The following is a 14,996-nucleotide window of genomic DNA, read 5'->3' as shown; positions in this document are numbered from 1 at the left end:
CCCCCGCTACACCGCCCGCACCGCCCGCACCGCCGCCGGCGCCGGGCCGGCGCCCAGCCGCCCGCGCACGGCGAACAGCAGCAGCCCGCCCAGCGCGATCCCGCCCACCGCGCACCAGGCCACCGCGGTCAGCGAGCCCGCGGCGAGCGAGCCCGAGACCGCGTACCCCAGCGCGTTGCCGGTCGCGAAGAGGGTGACCAGCCAGGCGAAGGCCTCGGTGACCGTCCCGGCCGGCGCCAGCTCGGCGACCAGCACGAACGCGGCCGCCAGCAGCGGCGCCAGGCCGATCCCGGAGAGCAGGGCGAGGGCCGCCATCGGCCAGGGCCCGGGGAGCAGCAGCAACGGGAGGTAGCTGAGCGCCATCGCGAGCGCCAGCACCCAGGTGCGGGTGCCGGTGCTGCTGCGCCAGCGCACCGCTCCGTAGCCCAGCGCGCCGAGCAGCCCGCCGAGCGCGGCCAGCGCCAGCAGCAGGCCGGCGCCGCCGGGCAGACCGCTGCCGTGGCCGTGCTGCCGCTCGGCGTAGGCGATGAAGAGCACGTTCTGCGCGCCGACCGTCCACCCCGCGCCGGCCAGACCGACCAGCAGCAGCACCAGGCCCGGGGAGCGCAGCGGTCCCAGCAGACCGGCGCCGTGGCCGCGCGGCGGGGCCTGCCAGCGGCGGGCGGGCGCGGCGGTGGCCACCACCAGGGCACCGGCCAGGCCGAGTCCGGCGGCCGTCCACAGCGCGGTGACGGGGCCGGCGGCGGCGGCGATGCCGGCCACCGCGAGCGGTCCGGCGACGTACAGGATCTGCTGCGAGGCGGAGTCGAAGGCGTAGGCGGTGTCCAACTGCTCCTCGTCGACCACCTCGGGCCACAGCGAGCGCAGGCACGGTTCGAGCGGTGGCATCGCGAGACCGGCGACCGCCGCCCCGGTGACGGCCGCGACCGGGCTGCCGGGGGCGAGCGCGAGCAGCGCGTAGCCGGCCCCGGCCACCACGGCGGCGCAGAGCAGCACCCGGGGCTGGCCGGTGCGGTCCACGATCCGGCCGAGCACCGGGCCGCCGACCGCGGCGGCGATCGCGTACGCGGCGGTGGCCACGCCGACCCGGCTGTAGGGGGCGCCCGCCTCGCGCAGGGCGAGGGCGACGACCAGCGCGGTCATCCCGGCCGGCAGCCGGCCGAGCAGGGTGCCCAGGAGCAGGCGGGTGACGTGCGGGGCGCGGAGCAGGGCGACATAGCCCACGGGGGACTCCCAGGCAGGGGTGGGGGACGGTTCGAAGTTATACGTATAACCAGTGACCGGTCAAACGTCCGTTCGTCCCTACCCTGGGCCTGGCGCCACAGGATCACCGGGGAGCTGGTGGGGAGCTGGTGGGGAGCTGCTGGGGTGCGACCGGAGGGTGACCGCAGGACGACTGGAGGCCATTCCCGCCGCGTCGCCGGGGTGCGCGCTCGACGCGTTCCGTCGCGTGTTCCGCCGTGCGTTCGGGCGGACAGGTCGGGTGCGGAGCATCGGGTGTCCGGAAAGGCACCCGGCATTGGCCGAAAAGGGCTCTCGGGAAAGGCGCGCCGACAAGCGGCAGGGGGCCCGTCCCGGTCGGCTGACGCGGTGGGCCCCCTTGGTACTGCGAGTCATGCTCCACGGCCCGGGGTGGGCCGCCGGCGGACCCCGCGCGAGGCCGGGTCCTGAGCGATCAGTTCATCAGAGGATGAATCAGATGGCGGTGACGTTCTCCGCCTGCGGGCCCTTCGGGCCCTGGGTGACGTCGAACGACACCGCCTGGTTCTCCTCAAGCGAGCGGAAACCGTTCGCGTTGATGGCGGAGTAGTGGACGAAGACGTCGGGGCCGCCACCCTCCTGGGCGATGAAGCCGAAGCCCTTCTCAGCGTTGAACCACTTGACGGTTCCCGTGGCCATGCCGTTCTCCTTGCGAGGGACGTGGCGGACACCACACCGTGTGGCATCCGGTCCGCTGCGCTGATCGCCCCGCCTCCGGAATGGGTCCGGAGTTTTTCGCACAATGCTGCAATGCTGAAAAACTACAAAAAGCCCGCGGTTACATGCTCCGCAGGCTTCAAGTACTGCAAGGGGAATCAAACTGCAACTGGATGGAACGGTAGCACGCAGGCGCGGCCTCGACCAGGGGTCTCTTGAGCCACCGGAGTGGTGTGTCGGGGGCGTGTCGGACCGGGGCCGCTCCGAGCCGCCGAAGCGCCGGGCATACCCTGCGAAGACAGGACGAACGGGCAAGGGAGCACGCGGTGGCTGATCTGCTGGAGGGTGCGCCGGCAACCGGCGGCGAGGGGCAAGGGCAGGGGGCTGCCGGGGTGCTGGAGACACCCCTGGGACGGGAGGTACGGCCGAGGGTGGGCCACATTCAGTTCCTGAACTGTCTGCCCCTCTACTGGGGCCTGGCCCGCACCGGCAGCCTGCTCGACCTCGACCTCACCAAGGACACCCCCGAGAAGCTCAGCGACCTGCTGGTGGACGGCTCGCTCGACATCGGGCCGATCACCTGCGTGGAGTACCTGCGGCACGCGGACGAGCTGGTGGTGCTGCCGGACATCGCGGTCGGCAGCGACGGCCCGGTGATGTCCTGCGTGATCGTCAGCAAGCTGCCGCTGGACGAGCTGACCGGCCGGCCGGTCGCGCTGGGCTCGACCAGCCGGACCTCGGTGCGGCTGGCCCAGCTGCTGCTGGAGGAGCGGCACGGGGTGCGGCCCGAGTACTTCAGCTGCCCGCCCGACCTGGACGCGATGCTGGCGCGCGCCGACGCCGCCGTCCTGATCGGCGACCCGGCCCTGCGCGCCACCCTGGAGGCCCGGCCGGACAGCGGCTACCTGGTGCACGACCTGGGCGAGATGTGGAAGGAGTGGACGGGGCTGCCGTTCGTCTTCGCCGTCTGGGCCGCCCGGCGCGAGTTCGTCGAGCGGCGGCCGGAGCTGGTGGCGGCGGTGCACCGGGCCTTCCTGGAGTCCCGTGACCTCTCGCTGGCCGAGGCCGGCCGGGTGGCCGAGCACGCGGCGCGCTGGGAGGCCTTCGACGCGCCGGTGCTGGAGCGCTACTTCAGCCAGGCGCTCGACTTCTCGCTGGGCGAGCGGCAGCTGGCCGGCATCGCCGAGTTCGCCCGCCGGGTGGGGCACGACAGCGGCTTCGCCCCGGACGTGACGATCCGTCTGCTGGCCCCCGCGGTCGCGGGCTGACGGTCCGCCGCGCCGGCGCGCGGCGGACCCGGCGACCGGCTTGCCGGAGGGTCGCGGCGACGTGCCGCTGAGGGCGCCGGGGCCCGCCCGGGGCCTCGCCGTCGGGCGCCGGGTGCTGGCGTAGGCTGGTTCGGTCATGCCGCCGGAGCCCCGGCGCCGGACCGGCTGGTCAGCCGCTCCCGGCACCGTCGGACCCCGGCGACCCTGGACAGTACTCCGGACAGAAAGAAGGCCGCCAGGTGTCCGAGCTCGCAGCGACAGCCGATGCGCCCAGCACCGACCTGCAGGCCGTCCTCGACCGGGCCGCGGCCGGTGGGCGGATCTCCGCCGAGGAGGCGCTGGAGCTCTACCGCTCGGCGCCGCTGCACGCGCTCGGCGCGGCCGCCGACGCGGTGCGCCGGCGCCGCTACGCCGGCACCGAGCACATCGCCACGTACATCATCGAACGCAACATCAACTACACCAACGTCTGCGTGACGGCGTGCAAGTTCTGCGCGTTCTACGTGCCGCCCAAGAGCGACAAGGGCTGGTCCCGCGACCTCGAGGAGATCCTGCGCCGCTGCGCGGAGACCGTCGAGCTCGGCGGCACCCAGATCATGTTCCAGGGCGGCCACCACCCGGACTACGGGGTGGAGTACTACGAGCGGGCCTTCGCGGCCATCAAGGCGGACTTCCCGCAGCTGGTGATCCACTCGCTCGGCGCCTCCGAGGTCGACCACATGGCGCGGATCTCGAAGGTCTCCGTCGAGGAGGCGATCAGCCGCATCCACGCCGCCGGCCTGGACTCCTTCGCCGGCGCCGGCGCCGAGCTGCTGCCGGAGCGGCCGCGCAAGGCGATCGCCCCGCTCAAGGAGTCCGGCGAGCGCTGGCTGGAGATCATGGAGATCGCCCACGGCCTGGGAGTGGAGTCCACCTCCACCATGCTGATGGGCACCGGCGAGACCAACGCCGAGCGGATCGAGCACCTGCGGATGATCCGCGAGGTGCAGGACCGCACCGGCGGCTTCCGCGCCTTCATCCCCTACACCTACCAGCCGCAGAACAACCACCTCAAGGGCTCCACCCAGGCCACCGTCTTCGAGTACCTGCGGATGATCGCGATCTCCCGGCTCTTCCTCGACAACGTGGCGCACATCCAGGGCTCCTGGCTGACCACCGGCAAGGAGGCCGGCCAGCTGTCGCTGCACTACGGCGCCGACGACCTGGGCTCGGTCATGCTGGAGGAGAACGTGGTCTCGGCGGCCGGCGCCAAGCACCGCTCCAACCTGACCGAGCTGATCCACCTGATCCGCACCGCCGGCCGGGTGCCCGCCCAGCGCTCCACCACCTACCAGCACCTGCGGGTGCTGGACGACCCGGCGAACGACCCGGTCGACCCGCGGGTGGCCTCGCACATCGCCTCCACCGCGATCGAGGGCGGCACCGCGCACCCGGAGCTGAAGATCCTCTCCACCACCTGATGACCCTCCCGCCGCCCCGCCCGGCGCGCCGGCCGTGCTGACGCTCCACCGGGCCGCGCTGCTGCAGGCCGACCCCGCCGCCACCGCCCCGCCGCTCGCCGAGGGGGCGGTGCTGGTGCGCGGTGACCGGGTGGCCGCCCTGGGGCCGTTCGCCGAACTGGCGGCCGCGCACCCCACCGCGCGGGTGCGCGACTGGGGGGCGGGCCGGCTCGTGCCGGGCCTGGTCCAGCCCTACGGGCACCTGCTGCTGGAGGGCCGCTACCACCCGGACCCGCGCGAGGAGCTCGGCGAACTCCCGCTGGCGCTCCCGCCCGCCGGGGTGGACGAGGCGCACTACGGCGGCCGGGGCGGCAGCGCCCGGCGCGGGCTGCAGCGGATGCTCGCGCACGGCACGACGGCGCTGGCCGGGCCCTTCGAGCACCCGGCGGTGCGGACCGCGGTGAGCCGCTCGGGCCTGCTGGTCCTCGCCGCCCCGCCCGCCGCGCCGCCCTTCGACGGGACCTTCGCCGCGCTGCCCGGCGGCGCCCTCGCCGCCGAGGGGCGGGCGGACCTCGCGGTGCTGGCCGTGGCGGACGGGCGGTGCCTGGCCACCGTGCTGGGCGGGCGGCTGCTGCACCGCGCCCGTTGAGCTGTCGTCAATCTCTCATCCGGGTGCGCCCGGGGCGCACCCGGCGGAGGTCGTCGGTATTCGAACTCAGCTCTCCGGTCGACGTCCTGATACCCCCTCGCCGTGACCTGAGGGCCCGCCAGCAGTTACGATCCCGCTCAGCCCTGCGCGCCCGTCCCCGGTTCGCGGGGCCGCCCTCACCCATTCCCACGGGAAGCCAGGTCACCGCACGCCCATGCGATCCCCGTCCGTCGTCCCCCGGATCGGCCGAGGTTGGTACCTCACGGCGGTGCTCAGCGCCGTGCTGGCCCTCGGCATGTGCCTGCTGGGCTGGCGGCAGGCCGACCTCGCGGACAAGATCGGCGCGCACCCCGTGCGGGTCGAGGGCACCATCACCCAGCTGCCGGGCGGCAGCGCCACCTACAGCGCGGTCAGCTACCGTGCCGACGGGCAGCAGCACAGCGCCGCCGACCTGCGGCTGCCGGACCACGCCCGGGTCGGCGACCCGATCTGCCTGGAGCACGCGGCCGAGGACGCCGGCGCGGTCCGGGTCTGCGACCAGGTCTACCCGCAGGCCGCCGGGGTGCGACTGGCCCAGATCAGCGTGCCGGTGGCCCTGTTGATCTGCGCGATCTGCGTGGCGCGGATCCTGCGCCACCGGCGCGGCCCGGCCGCGCGCGCCGAACGGGCCCGGCTGCGCACCACGGTGGCCCTGGCCACCGAGGCGCTGGCCGAGGGCATGCCGGCCATCACCCAGGGCAAGCGCTCGCGCCGCCGCCGCAAGGGCGGGCGCCGCGCGCTGCGCTGACCGGCCGACGGCCGGTGACCGGGGTGTCCGGCTGTCGAGCCCCGGCACCGCGGCGGCCGCGCCAGGGTGAACAATGGGTGCGTGACCCGAGCCTCCCTGGACAAGCAGCCCCACGAAGTCGCCGCCATGTTCGACGACGTCGCGGCCAAGTACGACCTGACCAACGACGTGCTCTCACTCGGCCAGGCCCGTGCCTGGCGCCGCGCGGTGGCCGAGGCGGTCGCCGCGGGCCCCGGCGACCTGGTGCTCGACCTCGGCGCCGGCACGGGCACCTCCTCCCTGCCGTTCCGCGAGGCCGGGGCGAACGTCGTGCCCTGCGACTTCTCAGTCGGCATGCTGACCGAGGGCAAGCGCCGCCACCCCGAGCTCCCGCTGACCGCCGGCGACGCCACCCGGCTGCCGTTCGCGGACGCCTCCTTCGACGCCGTCACCATCTCCTTCGCGCTGCGCAACGTGCACGACACCGGCCTCGCGCTGAGCGAGCTGTACCGGGTGACCAAGCCCGGCGGACGGGTGGTGATCTGCGAGTTCTCCACGCCCACCTGGACCCCGCTGCGCACCGTCTACACCGAGTACCTGATGCGGGCGCTGCCCCCCGTCGCCACCCGGGTCAGCAGCAACCCCGACGCGTACGTCTACCTCGCCGAGTCGATCCGCGCCTGGCCCGACCAGCCGGCGCTCGCCGCCCTGCTCCAGCAGGCCGGCTGGAGCAGGGTGGCCTGGCGCAACCTGACCGGCGGCATCGTCGCGCTGCACCGCGGGACGAAGGAGGACGACACCCGGGACAGTGGCGCGGCGCTCGACTGAGTGGCGGTCAGCGGGCGTCCGCAGCCGCCGCGGGGTCACGCCGTAGACTGCTCGGGACCGTCGCAGACCGTGTCCCGCCCGCAGTGCTCAGGAGTGTGCCCCCGTGACCGAGACCGCCGTCGAGAGCACCGCTGACGTCATCGTGGTGGGAGCCGGGCCGGCGGGCTCGACCACCGCGTACTACCTGGCGCAGGCCGGGCTGGACGTCCTGCTGCTGGAGAAGACCGAGTTCCCGCGGGAGAAGGTCTGCGGCGACGGGCTGACCCCGCGCGCGACCAAGCAGCTGGTGGACATGGGGATCGACGTCTCCACCGCGAACGGCTGGCTGCACAACAAGGGTCTGCGGATCATCGGCGGCGGGGTGCGCCTGGAGCTGGACTGGCCCGAGCTCTCCGCCTTCCCGGACTACGGACTGGTGCGCAAGCGGGCCGACTTCGACGAGTTGCTGGCCCGTCAGGCCGAGAAGGCCGGCGCCCGGCTGTACGAGCACTGCAACGTCAGCGGGCCGGTGCTGGACGAGCGGACCGGGCGGATCACCGGGGTGAGCGCCCGGCTCGGCGCCGACAAGCGGGAGGTCACCTTCCGGGCGCCGCTGGTGGTCGCGGCCGACGGCAACTCCACCCGGCTCTCGCTCGCCATGGGCCTGCACCGGCGCGAGGACCGGCCGATGGGCGTGGCCTACCGGACCTACTTCACCTCGCCCCGGCACGAGGACGACTACCTGGAGTCCTGGCTGGAGCTGTGGGACACCCGGGACGGCGGCAAGAAGCTGCTGCCGGGCTACGGCTGGGTCTTCGGGATGGGCGACGGCACCTCCAACGTGGGCCTGGGCATCCTCAACTCCTCGCCCGCCTTCGGCGAGCTGGACTGGCGCGAGGTGCTGAAGGCCTGGTGCGCCAACATGCCCGCGGAGTGGGGCTACACGCCGGAGAACATGACCGACCCGATCCGCGGCGCCGCGCTGCCGATGGCCTTCAACCGCCAGCCGCACTACACCCGCGGCCTGCTGCTGGTCGGCGACGCGGGCGGGATGGTGAACCCGTTCAACGGCGAGGGCATCGCGTACGCGATGGAGTCCGGGCAGATCGCCGCCCGCACGATCGTGCAGGCGCACGCCCGGGTCACCCCGGGCGGGCGGGAGAGGGCGCTGCAGGCGTACCCGGCCGTGCTCAAGGACACCTACGGCGGCTACTACACGCTCGGCCGGGCCTTCGTGAAGATGATCGGCAACCCCCGGGTGATGCAGATCGCCACCCAGCGCGGGCTCACCCACCCGATGCTGATGCGCTTCACCCTGAAGCTGCTCGCCAACCTCACCGACCCGCAGGGCGGCGACGCGATGGACCGCCTGATCAACGGCCTGGCCAAGGTCGCGCCGAACGCCTAGGGATCCACCGCAGGGGCCGTGCCGCCCGGTCGGGCGGCGCGCCCTAGCGGACCTTGGCGATCGCGCCGTAGACCGAGACCTCCTCGCGGGTGAACGGGCTCGGCGCCGCCGGGTCCGGCCGCCAGCGCGAGACGACCTCGATGCCCGGCTCGACCAGCTCCAGCCCCTCGAAGAAGGGGGCCACCTCGGCGCGGCTGCGGGCCTGCAGCGGCACCCCGGAGTCGCGGTAGCTGCGGACCAGGCGGCCGGTCTCGTAGGGGTCGAAGTCCCCGGTGAGCTGGGTCAGCGCGACGTAGCTGCCGCTGGGCAGGGCCCCGACCAGCTTGCGCACGATGCCGTACGGGTCCTGCTCGTCCGGCACGAAGTGCAGGATCGCGATCAGCATCAGCGCGACCGGCTGCTCCAGGTCCAGCACCCGGCTCAGCTCGGGGTGCTCCAGGATGCGGTCGGGCTCGCGCAGGTCCGCGTCGATGTAGGTGGTCATCCCGTCCGGTGCGCTGACCAGCAGGGCGCGGGCGTGGGCCAGCACGATCGGGTCGTTGTCCACGTACACCACCCGGCTGCGCGGGTCGACGTCCTGGGCGACCTCGTGGGTGTTGTTGGCCGTCGGTATGCCGGTGCCGATGTCCAGGAACTGTCGGATCCCGGCCTCCTCGGCCAGGTAGCGCACCGCGCGGCCCAGGAAGCGGCGGTTCTCCAGGGTGGCCTTGCGGACGTTGGGCCAGCCCGCGGCGGCCCGCTCGGCGGCCTCCCGGTCGGCCGGGAAGTTGTCCTTGCCGCCCAAGAAGTAGTCGTACATCCGGGCCGGGTGCGGGCGGTCGGCCTGCAGGTCGGTGGGCGGACGGACCTCGCGGTCCGGGTTCTGCATCCACTGCGCCGCTCTGGTCACGGGTCCCCTCCCGGTCATGCCTCTGACACTGCCCCAGCGCATCCTAGGCGCTCACCGCGCGTGACAGGAGAGCGCCCGGTCGACGGCCGGGCGAACTCTTCGGGCATCGAACGCTCTGATCCCCGTGTGACCCGGGCCTCGTTCGACTCTTGATCGCCGGTACGCGCTGTGCCCAGGTCAGGGCGGCCCGTGACCGCCTGTCGTGCCGTGGCGGTGAGGGTGCTCACACGGGTGGCGGGAGTACGACGGTGGATAGCAGATGGCTGACCTGGGCGTACCACCGCAAAACGGGGCGAATCCGCACCGCAGCTACGACGGGGGGTCGTAACAGGGGGGTCTTGGCCGCCGGTCGACGGCCCGCTAACAATGGCTCAGTCGTCAGCCGCACCGGCACCTGTCCCGCCGGTGCAGCTCTCGCCGCCTCCCGCCCGCACACCATGCGAGCCCCTGTCCGGCCTCGGTCGAACGGGCGGGAGCCGGCCCAACCCCGATTGAGGTCTTAGTCTTCATGCCCGCTTTCAAGCTTCGTATGCGTACTGCTTCCGCCGTTCTTGCCTCGGCCGCCGGTCTGACCGCGCTGGGCGCCGGCCTGATGCCCGCCACCGCCTCCGCGGCGACCCCGTCCCCGCAGGCCATCGCGGCGCAGATCGTGCCCGCCAACCAGCTGGCCTCCTTCAGCCAGATCATTTCGCACGAGTCCAGCTGGAACGTGTCGGCCACCAACGCCTCCTCCGGCGCCTACGGCCTGGGCCAGGCGCTGCCGGCCTCGAAGATGGCCTCGGCCGGTGCCGACTGGAAGACCAACCCGAAGACCCAGATCAAGTGGGCCTACAACTACATGAACACCCGCTACGGCAGCCCGAACGCCGCCTGGGCGTTCTGGCAGAACCACCACTGGTACTAAGCCACCAGTTCTCCCCGACCCTTTCGATTCCAAGCCACTCCTGCGGCGCCCCGGGCGTCGGACAGGGGCTCCCGGGGCGAACGAGGGGCCCCGGCGCGTATCTCGCGCCGGGGCCCCTCGACCCGTTTCCGGGTCCGGGCGGGGCGGGGGTGGGGTGCCCGGCTGCTCGTCAGTGGTTGGTGAGCTTCACGCCGCGGATGTTCACCGGCAGGGTCGGGAAGCCGTCGCCGGGACCGTTCTGGTCGTCCTCGCCGCCGGCGGCGATCTTCTGCAGCACGTCCATGCCGGCGGTGACCTTGCCGAAGGGGGTGTAGGCGGGGGAGAGCTTGGTGTCCTTCCAGACCAGGAAGAACTGGCTGCCGTTGGTGTTCGGGCCGGCGTTGGCCATCGCCACGGTGCCGGCCGGGTAGGTGGCGCCGGTCAGGTTCTCGTCATTGAAGGAGTACCCGGGGCCGCCGCTGCCGGTGCCGGTGGGGTCGCCGCACTGCAGGACCCACAGGCGCTGGGTGGTCAGCCGGTGACAGTGGGTGTCGTCGAAGTAGCCGTGGTCGGCGAGGAAGTGGAACGAGAAGGTGGTGCAGGGGGCCGCGTCGGTCAGCGCCTGGAAGGTGATCGCGCCCTGGCTGGTGCGCAGGGTGGCGTGGTACGGCTTGGCGGCCTTCCTGGCGTCGAAGACCGGGATGCCCTGGAAGTTGTCCGCGGGGACGGCGGCCGTGAAACCGCAGTTCGGGGTGCCCGTGCTCGGGGCGGCGGCGGCCGGTGCGGGCCGGGCGTCGGGGGAGACGGTGGCGGCGGAGGCCGCGCTGGCGGCGCAGAGCACCAGGGTGGCGGCGGCTGCCGCGGCGGCGAGACGGGGGCGGGCCATGGCGGATCCCTTCGTAGGCGTCGGACAACGCTGTGTCATGTGCACACCGTCATGCCCAACTGTCCCGCCCGTCATTCCTGGTGATACCCCCTCAGCGAACGAACGTTCGTGTCAGGATGAGGTCCGTGGCGCTCATCAACCGTAACTTCACCCTGCTCTGGAGCGGTCAAGCCGTCTCGCAGACCGGTGACTTCGTCTTCGACACCACCCTGACCCTGTGGGTGGGAACCCAGTTGCTGGCGGGCAGTGCGAACGCACCGGCTGCCGTCTCCGGCCTGCTGATCACGGTGGCCGTCGCCACCCTGCTGGTCGCACCCCTGGCGGGGGTCTACGTCGACCGCTGGGACTACCGGCGCACCATGCTCGGCACCGACCTGATCCGGGCGGCGCTGATCGGCGCGGTCGCGGCGATGGCCTTCCTGCCGGGCGGGACGGTGCCCACCGGCGTGCAGATGGTCGTCGTCTACGCGGCGGTCTTCGCCAACTCCGCGGTCTCGCAGTTCTTCACCCCCGCGCGGTTCGCGATCATCAACGACGTGGTGGGCGCCGAGGAGCGCGGCCGGGCCGCCGCGATCGGGCAGTCCACCCAGGCGATCGCCAGCATCCTGGGCCCGCCGCTGGCCGCCCCGCTGCTGTACGCGGCGGGCGTGCAGTGGGCACTGGCGGTCAACGCGCTCTCCTACCTGGTCTCCTTCGTCCTGGTCAGGGCGGTCGACATACCCCCGCACGAGCGACCCGAGACCGCCGCGGCGCCCGACTTCCGCGCCGAATTCGTGGACGGGCTGCGGACGTCGTGGCGCAACCCGGTGGTCCGGGTGCTGCTGCTGGTGATCGCGCTGATCAGCGTCGGCATCGGCGCGCTGAACACCGTCAACGTCTTCTTCGTGACCGACAACCTGCACGTCGACGTGCGGTGGTTCGGCACGCTGGACATGGCCTTGGGGATCGGGCTGCTGGTCGGCGCCGCGTGCGCGGCCCGACTGCTCGGCCGGTTCGGCAACGAGCGGACCTTCTCGTTCGGCCTGCTGGTGATGGGCGTGCTGCTGCTCGGGTACTCCCGGATGACCTCGTTCTGGCCCGCCCTGGTGCTGATCGCGCTGATCGGCCCGGGACTCTCGGCGCTCAACGCGGCGGTCGCGCCGCTGCTGCTCGGTGCGGTGCCGCAGCAGTACCTCGGCCGGGTCTTCTCGGTGATCAACCCGGTCCAGCAGGTGGCCAGCGTGATCGGCATGGGCCTGGCGGGGTGGCTGGCGAGCAGCGTGCTGCGGGGCTTCCACGGACAGGTCGGCGGCCTGCCGTTGGGGCGGATCGACACCATCCTGGGCGGGGCTGCGCTGCTGGTGGTGGTCGGCGCCGGGTACTCGCTGCTCGCGCTGCGGGCGCCGGTCGCGCCGGTCGCGGCGGCGGACCAGGCTGCGCCGGCGGACCAGGCCGCGCAGCTGGACTGACGGGGCGTCAGGTCGCGGGTTCACGTACCGTCCGCGGAGCACCCGCCATCGCCGTCGCCCCGGCCCCACCCCGCCCTGTGCCGCCCGCCCACCCGCCGAACGGACCCGCCATGCGAACCGCTTCACAAGCCGCCGCCCCCGCCGCCCGGCGCGGTCTGCTCGCCGACCTGCCGCTGCTGCTGGTCGCCGTGGTCTGGGGCTCCAGCTTCCTCGCGGTCAAGCACCTCACCACGCCCGACACCGTCGTGCCGATGCTGGTGCTGCGCTTCCTCGCGGTGCTGCCGCCGCTGGCCCTGCTCGCGCGGCGACCGCTGCGCACCCTGGGGTGGGCGCAGTGGCGGGGGGCGGCGCTGCTGGGTGTGATCCTCGGCGGGATCTTCCTGCTGGAGAGCTACGGCGTCGTGCACACCTCGGCCACCAACGCCGGCCTGATCATCAGCCTGACCATGATCCTCACCCCGCTCGCCGAGAGCGCCCTGAGTCGCACCGCGATCCCGCGGGCCTTCCTGGCCGCCGCCGGCGCCTCGCTGCTCGGGGTGGGCCTGCTCACCGAGGGCTCGGGACTGCGCACCCCCTCGACGGGCGACCTGCTGGTGCTCGGCGCCGCGGTGCTGCGCACCGTGCACGTGCTGGCGATGTCCCGCAGCCGGGCCCTGCGCGGGGTCGACTCGCTGGCCCTGACCTGGGTCCAACTGGCCTCGGCGAGCGTGGTCTTCGCGGTGGCCAGCCCGTTCGCCGGGCCCGCGCCGTGGCGGCTGGCGGCGTCCTGGTCGCCCGCCCAGTGGGGCCTGCTGCTCTACCTCGCGCTGTTCTGCACGCTCTTCGCGTTCTTCGTGCAGATGCGGGCCGTGCGGGCCACCTCGCCCTCCCGGGTGAGCCTGCTGCTGGGCACCGAGCCGCTCTGGGCCGCCGTCTTCGGCATCGCGCTGGGCGGTGACCGGCTGAGCGCCCCGGCCCTGCTGGGCGGCCTGCTGGTGCTGCTGGGCACCGAGGCCGGCCGCCGCGCGGTCCTCCCGCCGCCCGCGCCCGTGCGGCCCGAGCCCGCGACCCCGGAGCCCGCGGGCGTCGCCCCGGCGGCCCTCCAGGGCGCCGGGGTGCCCGACCCTAGCGCCGAAGATCGCGCTCGCGCAGCTCGGTGAGCACACTCGCCACCGTGGCGAAGTCGTCGTCGACGTGCAGCACGGTGAGGTCGTGGTGCACCGCCGTCGCGCAGAGCAGCAGGTCGATGGCCCCCGCGGACCGGTGCTGACCCTTCTGCGTGAGCTTGTACTGTGCGGTGTCGACCCAGCGCCACCCCTGCTTCGGCACCGCGGCCGGGCGGCACAACGCGTCGATCCGCGCGGCGAGTTCGTCGCGGTGGGCCGGGCCGGTCGCGGAGTACAGGAACTCGACGCGGGTCGGTTCGCACAGGTGGAAGGCGCCGGCGGCGATGGACCCTTCCCAGGGGCCGAGCGCGCCCGGCTCCCGGAAGAGGTGCCACAGGGCGGAGGCGTCGACCAGGTAGCCGATCACCCCAACTGCTCCCTGCGGGCCCGCTTGGCAGCGGCATGAGCGGCGGGCGCGGCGTCGAACTCGCCGCGGGCGCCGCGGGCGGCGAGGTCCTCGGCGGCCTCCAGCCGGGTGATCCGCTCGGCGTACTCCCGCAGCGCGGTGTTCACCGTCTCCTTCTTGGTGGTGGCTCCCATCAACCGCATGGCGGCCGCGAGCGCCTCGTCGTCGATGTCGATCTGGGTGACGGTCACCGGAGGCCTCCACGGGGGCTGCGATGTTGGTGATGTTGCCATCTATTGTACATCGCCAACATCACGGCTCTCCGGAGCTTGTGAACGAAGGGTCAAGCGCTCGCCCAGAGGGTGCCACCCGGGAGAGTGAGGGCGGTTATCACGTCAACATGAAGCCTCTAAATTTGCTCTGGGCGACGCATAGTTGATATAGGCGCAGGGCTCTGACCAGTAACTTCGCCGATGAATATGACAGTTTGCGACCATCTGAGCGCATTGCGTTCATATCTCGCTACTTGTCAGCATGACAACGGGTCTGCAAGGTGGCGTAGATCACAAAGATCGCCTTGGACTGCGTGTCGCAGATCACAAGCCGACAGGCATAGGATGCGCTCGATCCGGGCTTTGTGAACTGCCTCACATGAGGTGGATCTCAGGGGCCGGATCACCGGATCACCCCACAGTGACCCGGTGGTTCCGATCTGCAGTCAAGGACGACTGGACGGAGGGAGCGGCGGCATATGAATGCCTACGCGCCGATCCTCGTACTCGGTGCCATCGCGGCGGCGTTCGCGGTCGGCTCCGTCGTGATGGCCTCGCTGACCGGCCCGAAGCGCTACAACCGGGCCAAGTTGGAGGCGTACGAGTGCGGCATCGAACCGACCCCGCAGCCGGTGGGCGGCGGGCGGTTCCCGATCAAGTACTACCTGACGGCGATGCTCTTCATCGTCTTCGACATCGAGATCGTCTTCCTCTACCCGTGGGCGGTCAGCTTCGACGCCCTGGGGATCTTCGGGCTGGTCGAGATGCTCCTGTTCATCGCCACGGTCTTCGTCGCGTACGCCTACGTCTGGCGGCGCGGCGGCCTGGAGTGGGACTAGGGCGCAGCGGCGGAGCAAGGACGACCGCCGTGCG

At 72.7% G+C, this 14,996-nt stretch carries 16 protein-coding genes; 10 read left to right on the top strand and 6 right to left on the bottom strand.

Annotated elements, in window-relative coordinates; translation table 11 throughout:
- Positions 1-6: 6 nt before the first annotated feature.
- Entirely contained in the window at positions 7-1,224 is a 1,218-nt protein-coding gene (locus ABD323_RS03850) for an MFS transporter (RefSeq protein ID WP_344439120.1), read from the bottom strand.
- Positions 1,225-1,695: 471 nt separating this feature from the next.
- Positions 1,696-1,899 (bottom strand): cold-shock protein, encoded by a 204-nt coding sequence (locus tag ABD323_RS03845; RefSeq protein ID WP_030235313.1) that lies wholly within the window; start codon positions 1,897-1,899, stop codon positions 1,696-1,698.
- Between the two features lie 425 nt (positions 1,900-2,324).
- On the opposite strand from ABD323_RS03845, the gene ABD323_RS03840 reads away from it, so the two are divergent.
- From ABD323_RS03840 to ABD323_RS03815, 6 genes are all read left to right on the top strand, one after another.
- Positions 2,325-3,185 carry a menaquinone biosynthetic enzyme MqnA/MqnD family protein gene (locus tag ABD323_RS03840; protein ID WP_344439243.1) on the top strand — a complete coding sequence of 287 codons (861 nt, stop codon included), beginning with the start codon at positions 2,325-2,327 and terminating at the stop codon, positions 3,183-3,185.
- A gap of 239 nt (positions 3,186-3,424) precedes the next feature.
- Positions 3,425-4,645 carry a cyclic dehypoxanthinyl futalosine synthase gene (mqnC, locus tag ABD323_RS03835; RefSeq protein WP_344439115.1) on the top strand — a complete coding sequence of 407 codons (1,221 nt, stop codon included), beginning with the start codon at positions 3,425-3,427 and terminating at the stop codon, positions 4,643-4,645.
- A 34-nt stretch (positions 4,646-4,679) separates the two neighbouring features.
- Positions 4,680-5,273 (top strand): imidazolonepropionase-like domain-containing protein, encoded by a 594-nt coding sequence (locus tag ABD323_RS03830; protein ID WP_344439112.1) that lies wholly within the window; start codon positions 4,680-4,682, stop codon positions 5,271-5,273.
- Between the two features lie 214 nt (positions 5,274-5,487).
- Positions 5,488-6,060 carry a hypothetical protein gene (locus ABD323_RS03825; protein ID WP_344439109.1) on the top strand — a complete coding sequence of 191 codons (573 nt, stop codon included), beginning with the start codon at positions 5,488-5,490 and terminating at the stop codon, positions 6,058-6,060.
- Positions 6,061-6,141: 81 nt separating this feature from the next.
- Positions 6,142-6,867, top strand: a complete 726-nt coding sequence (locus tag ABD323_RS03820; RefSeq protein WP_344439106.1) for a demethylmenaquinone methyltransferase — start codon at positions 6,142-6,144, stop codon at positions 6,865-6,867.
- A gap of 103 nt (positions 6,868-6,970) precedes the next feature.
- Positions 6,971-8,254, top strand: coding sequence for a geranylgeranyl reductase family protein (locus ABD323_RS03815; RefSeq protein WP_344439103.1), 1,284 nt, complete (start codon positions 6,971-6,973; stop codon positions 8,252-8,254).
- Between the two features lie 43 nt (positions 8,255-8,297).
- Here the strand turns inward: ABD323_RS03815 and ABD323_RS03810 are convergent, their stop codons facing one another.
- Positions 8,298-9,122 (bottom strand): SAM-dependent methyltransferase, encoded by an 825-nt coding sequence (locus tag ABD323_RS03810; protein ID WP_425555853.1) that lies wholly within the window; start codon positions 9,120-9,122, stop codon positions 8,298-8,300.
- A 550-nt stretch (positions 9,123-9,672) separates the two neighbouring features.
- On the opposite strand from ABD323_RS03810, the gene ABD323_RS03805 reads away from it, so the two are divergent.
- Positions 9,673-10,047 carry an aggregation-promoting factor C-terminal-like domain-containing protein gene (locus ABD323_RS03805; protein ID WP_344439098.1) on the top strand — a complete coding sequence of 125 codons (375 nt, stop codon included), beginning with the start codon at positions 9,673-9,675 and terminating at the stop codon, positions 10,045-10,047.
- A gap of 169 nt (positions 10,048-10,216) precedes the next feature.
- Here the strand turns inward: ABD323_RS03805 and ABD323_RS03800 are convergent, their stop codons facing one another.
- Complete coding sequence (locus tag ABD323_RS03800) at positions 10,217-10,912, bottom strand: peptidylprolyl isomerase (protein ID WP_344439095.1); 696 nt, start codon at positions 10,910-10,912, stop codon at positions 10,217-10,219.
- Between the two features lie 125 nt (positions 10,913-11,037).
- Here ABD323_RS03800 and ABD323_RS03795 point away from each other — a divergent pair, with 125 nt between their 5' ends.
- Both ABD323_RS03795 and ABD323_RS03790 read left to right on the top strand, forming a co-directional pair.
- Positions 11,038-12,360: an MFS transporter gene (locus tag ABD323_RS03795; protein WP_344439093.1), complete on the top strand. Its 1,323-nt coding sequence runs from the start codon at positions 11,038-11,040 to the stop codon at positions 12,358-12,360.
- A 110-nt stretch (positions 12,361-12,470) separates the two neighbouring features.
- On the top strand, positions 12,471-13,499 hold the full coding sequence (locus tag ABD323_RS03790) for a DMT family transporter (protein WP_344439090.1): 1,029 nt from the start codon (positions 12,471-12,473) through the stop codon (positions 13,497-13,499).
- On the opposite strand, the gene ABD323_RS03785 is transcribed toward ABD323_RS03790, so the two are convergent.
- Together ABD323_RS03785 and ABD323_RS03780 are read right to left on the bottom strand one after the other, a co-directional pair.
- Complete coding sequence (locus tag ABD323_RS03785) at positions 13,465-13,872, bottom strand: PIN domain-containing protein (RefSeq protein ID WP_344439086.1); 408 nt, start codon at positions 13,870-13,872, stop codon at positions 13,465-13,467. The genes ABD323_RS03790 and ABD323_RS03785 overlap by 35 nt on opposite strands.
- Positions 13,869-14,102, bottom strand: a complete 234-nt coding sequence (locus ABD323_RS03780; protein ID WP_344439084.1) for a type II toxin-antitoxin system VapB family antitoxin — start codon at positions 14,100-14,102, stop codon at positions 13,869-13,871. The genes ABD323_RS03785 and ABD323_RS03780 overlap by 4 nt, the downstream gene beginning before the upstream one ends.
- Before the next feature lie 500 nt (positions 14,103-14,602).
- Between ABD323_RS03780 and ABD323_RS03775 the strand changes: the two genes are divergently transcribed.
- On the top strand, positions 14,603-14,962 hold the full coding sequence (locus tag ABD323_RS03775) for an NADH-quinone oxidoreductase subunit A (protein ID WP_014137597.1): 360 nt from the start codon (positions 14,603-14,605) through the stop codon (positions 14,960-14,962).
- The last annotated feature ends 34 nt before the right edge of the window (positions 14,963-14,996 follow it).

The sequence above is a fragment of the Kitasatospora nipponensis genome (genome assembly GCF_039528135.1).
GTDB classification, from domain to species: domain Bacteria; phylum Actinomycetota; class Actinomycetes; order Streptomycetales; family Streptomycetaceae; genus Kitasatospora; species Kitasatospora nipponensis.
This window is presented reverse-complemented; position numbering and strand designations above follow the sequence as displayed.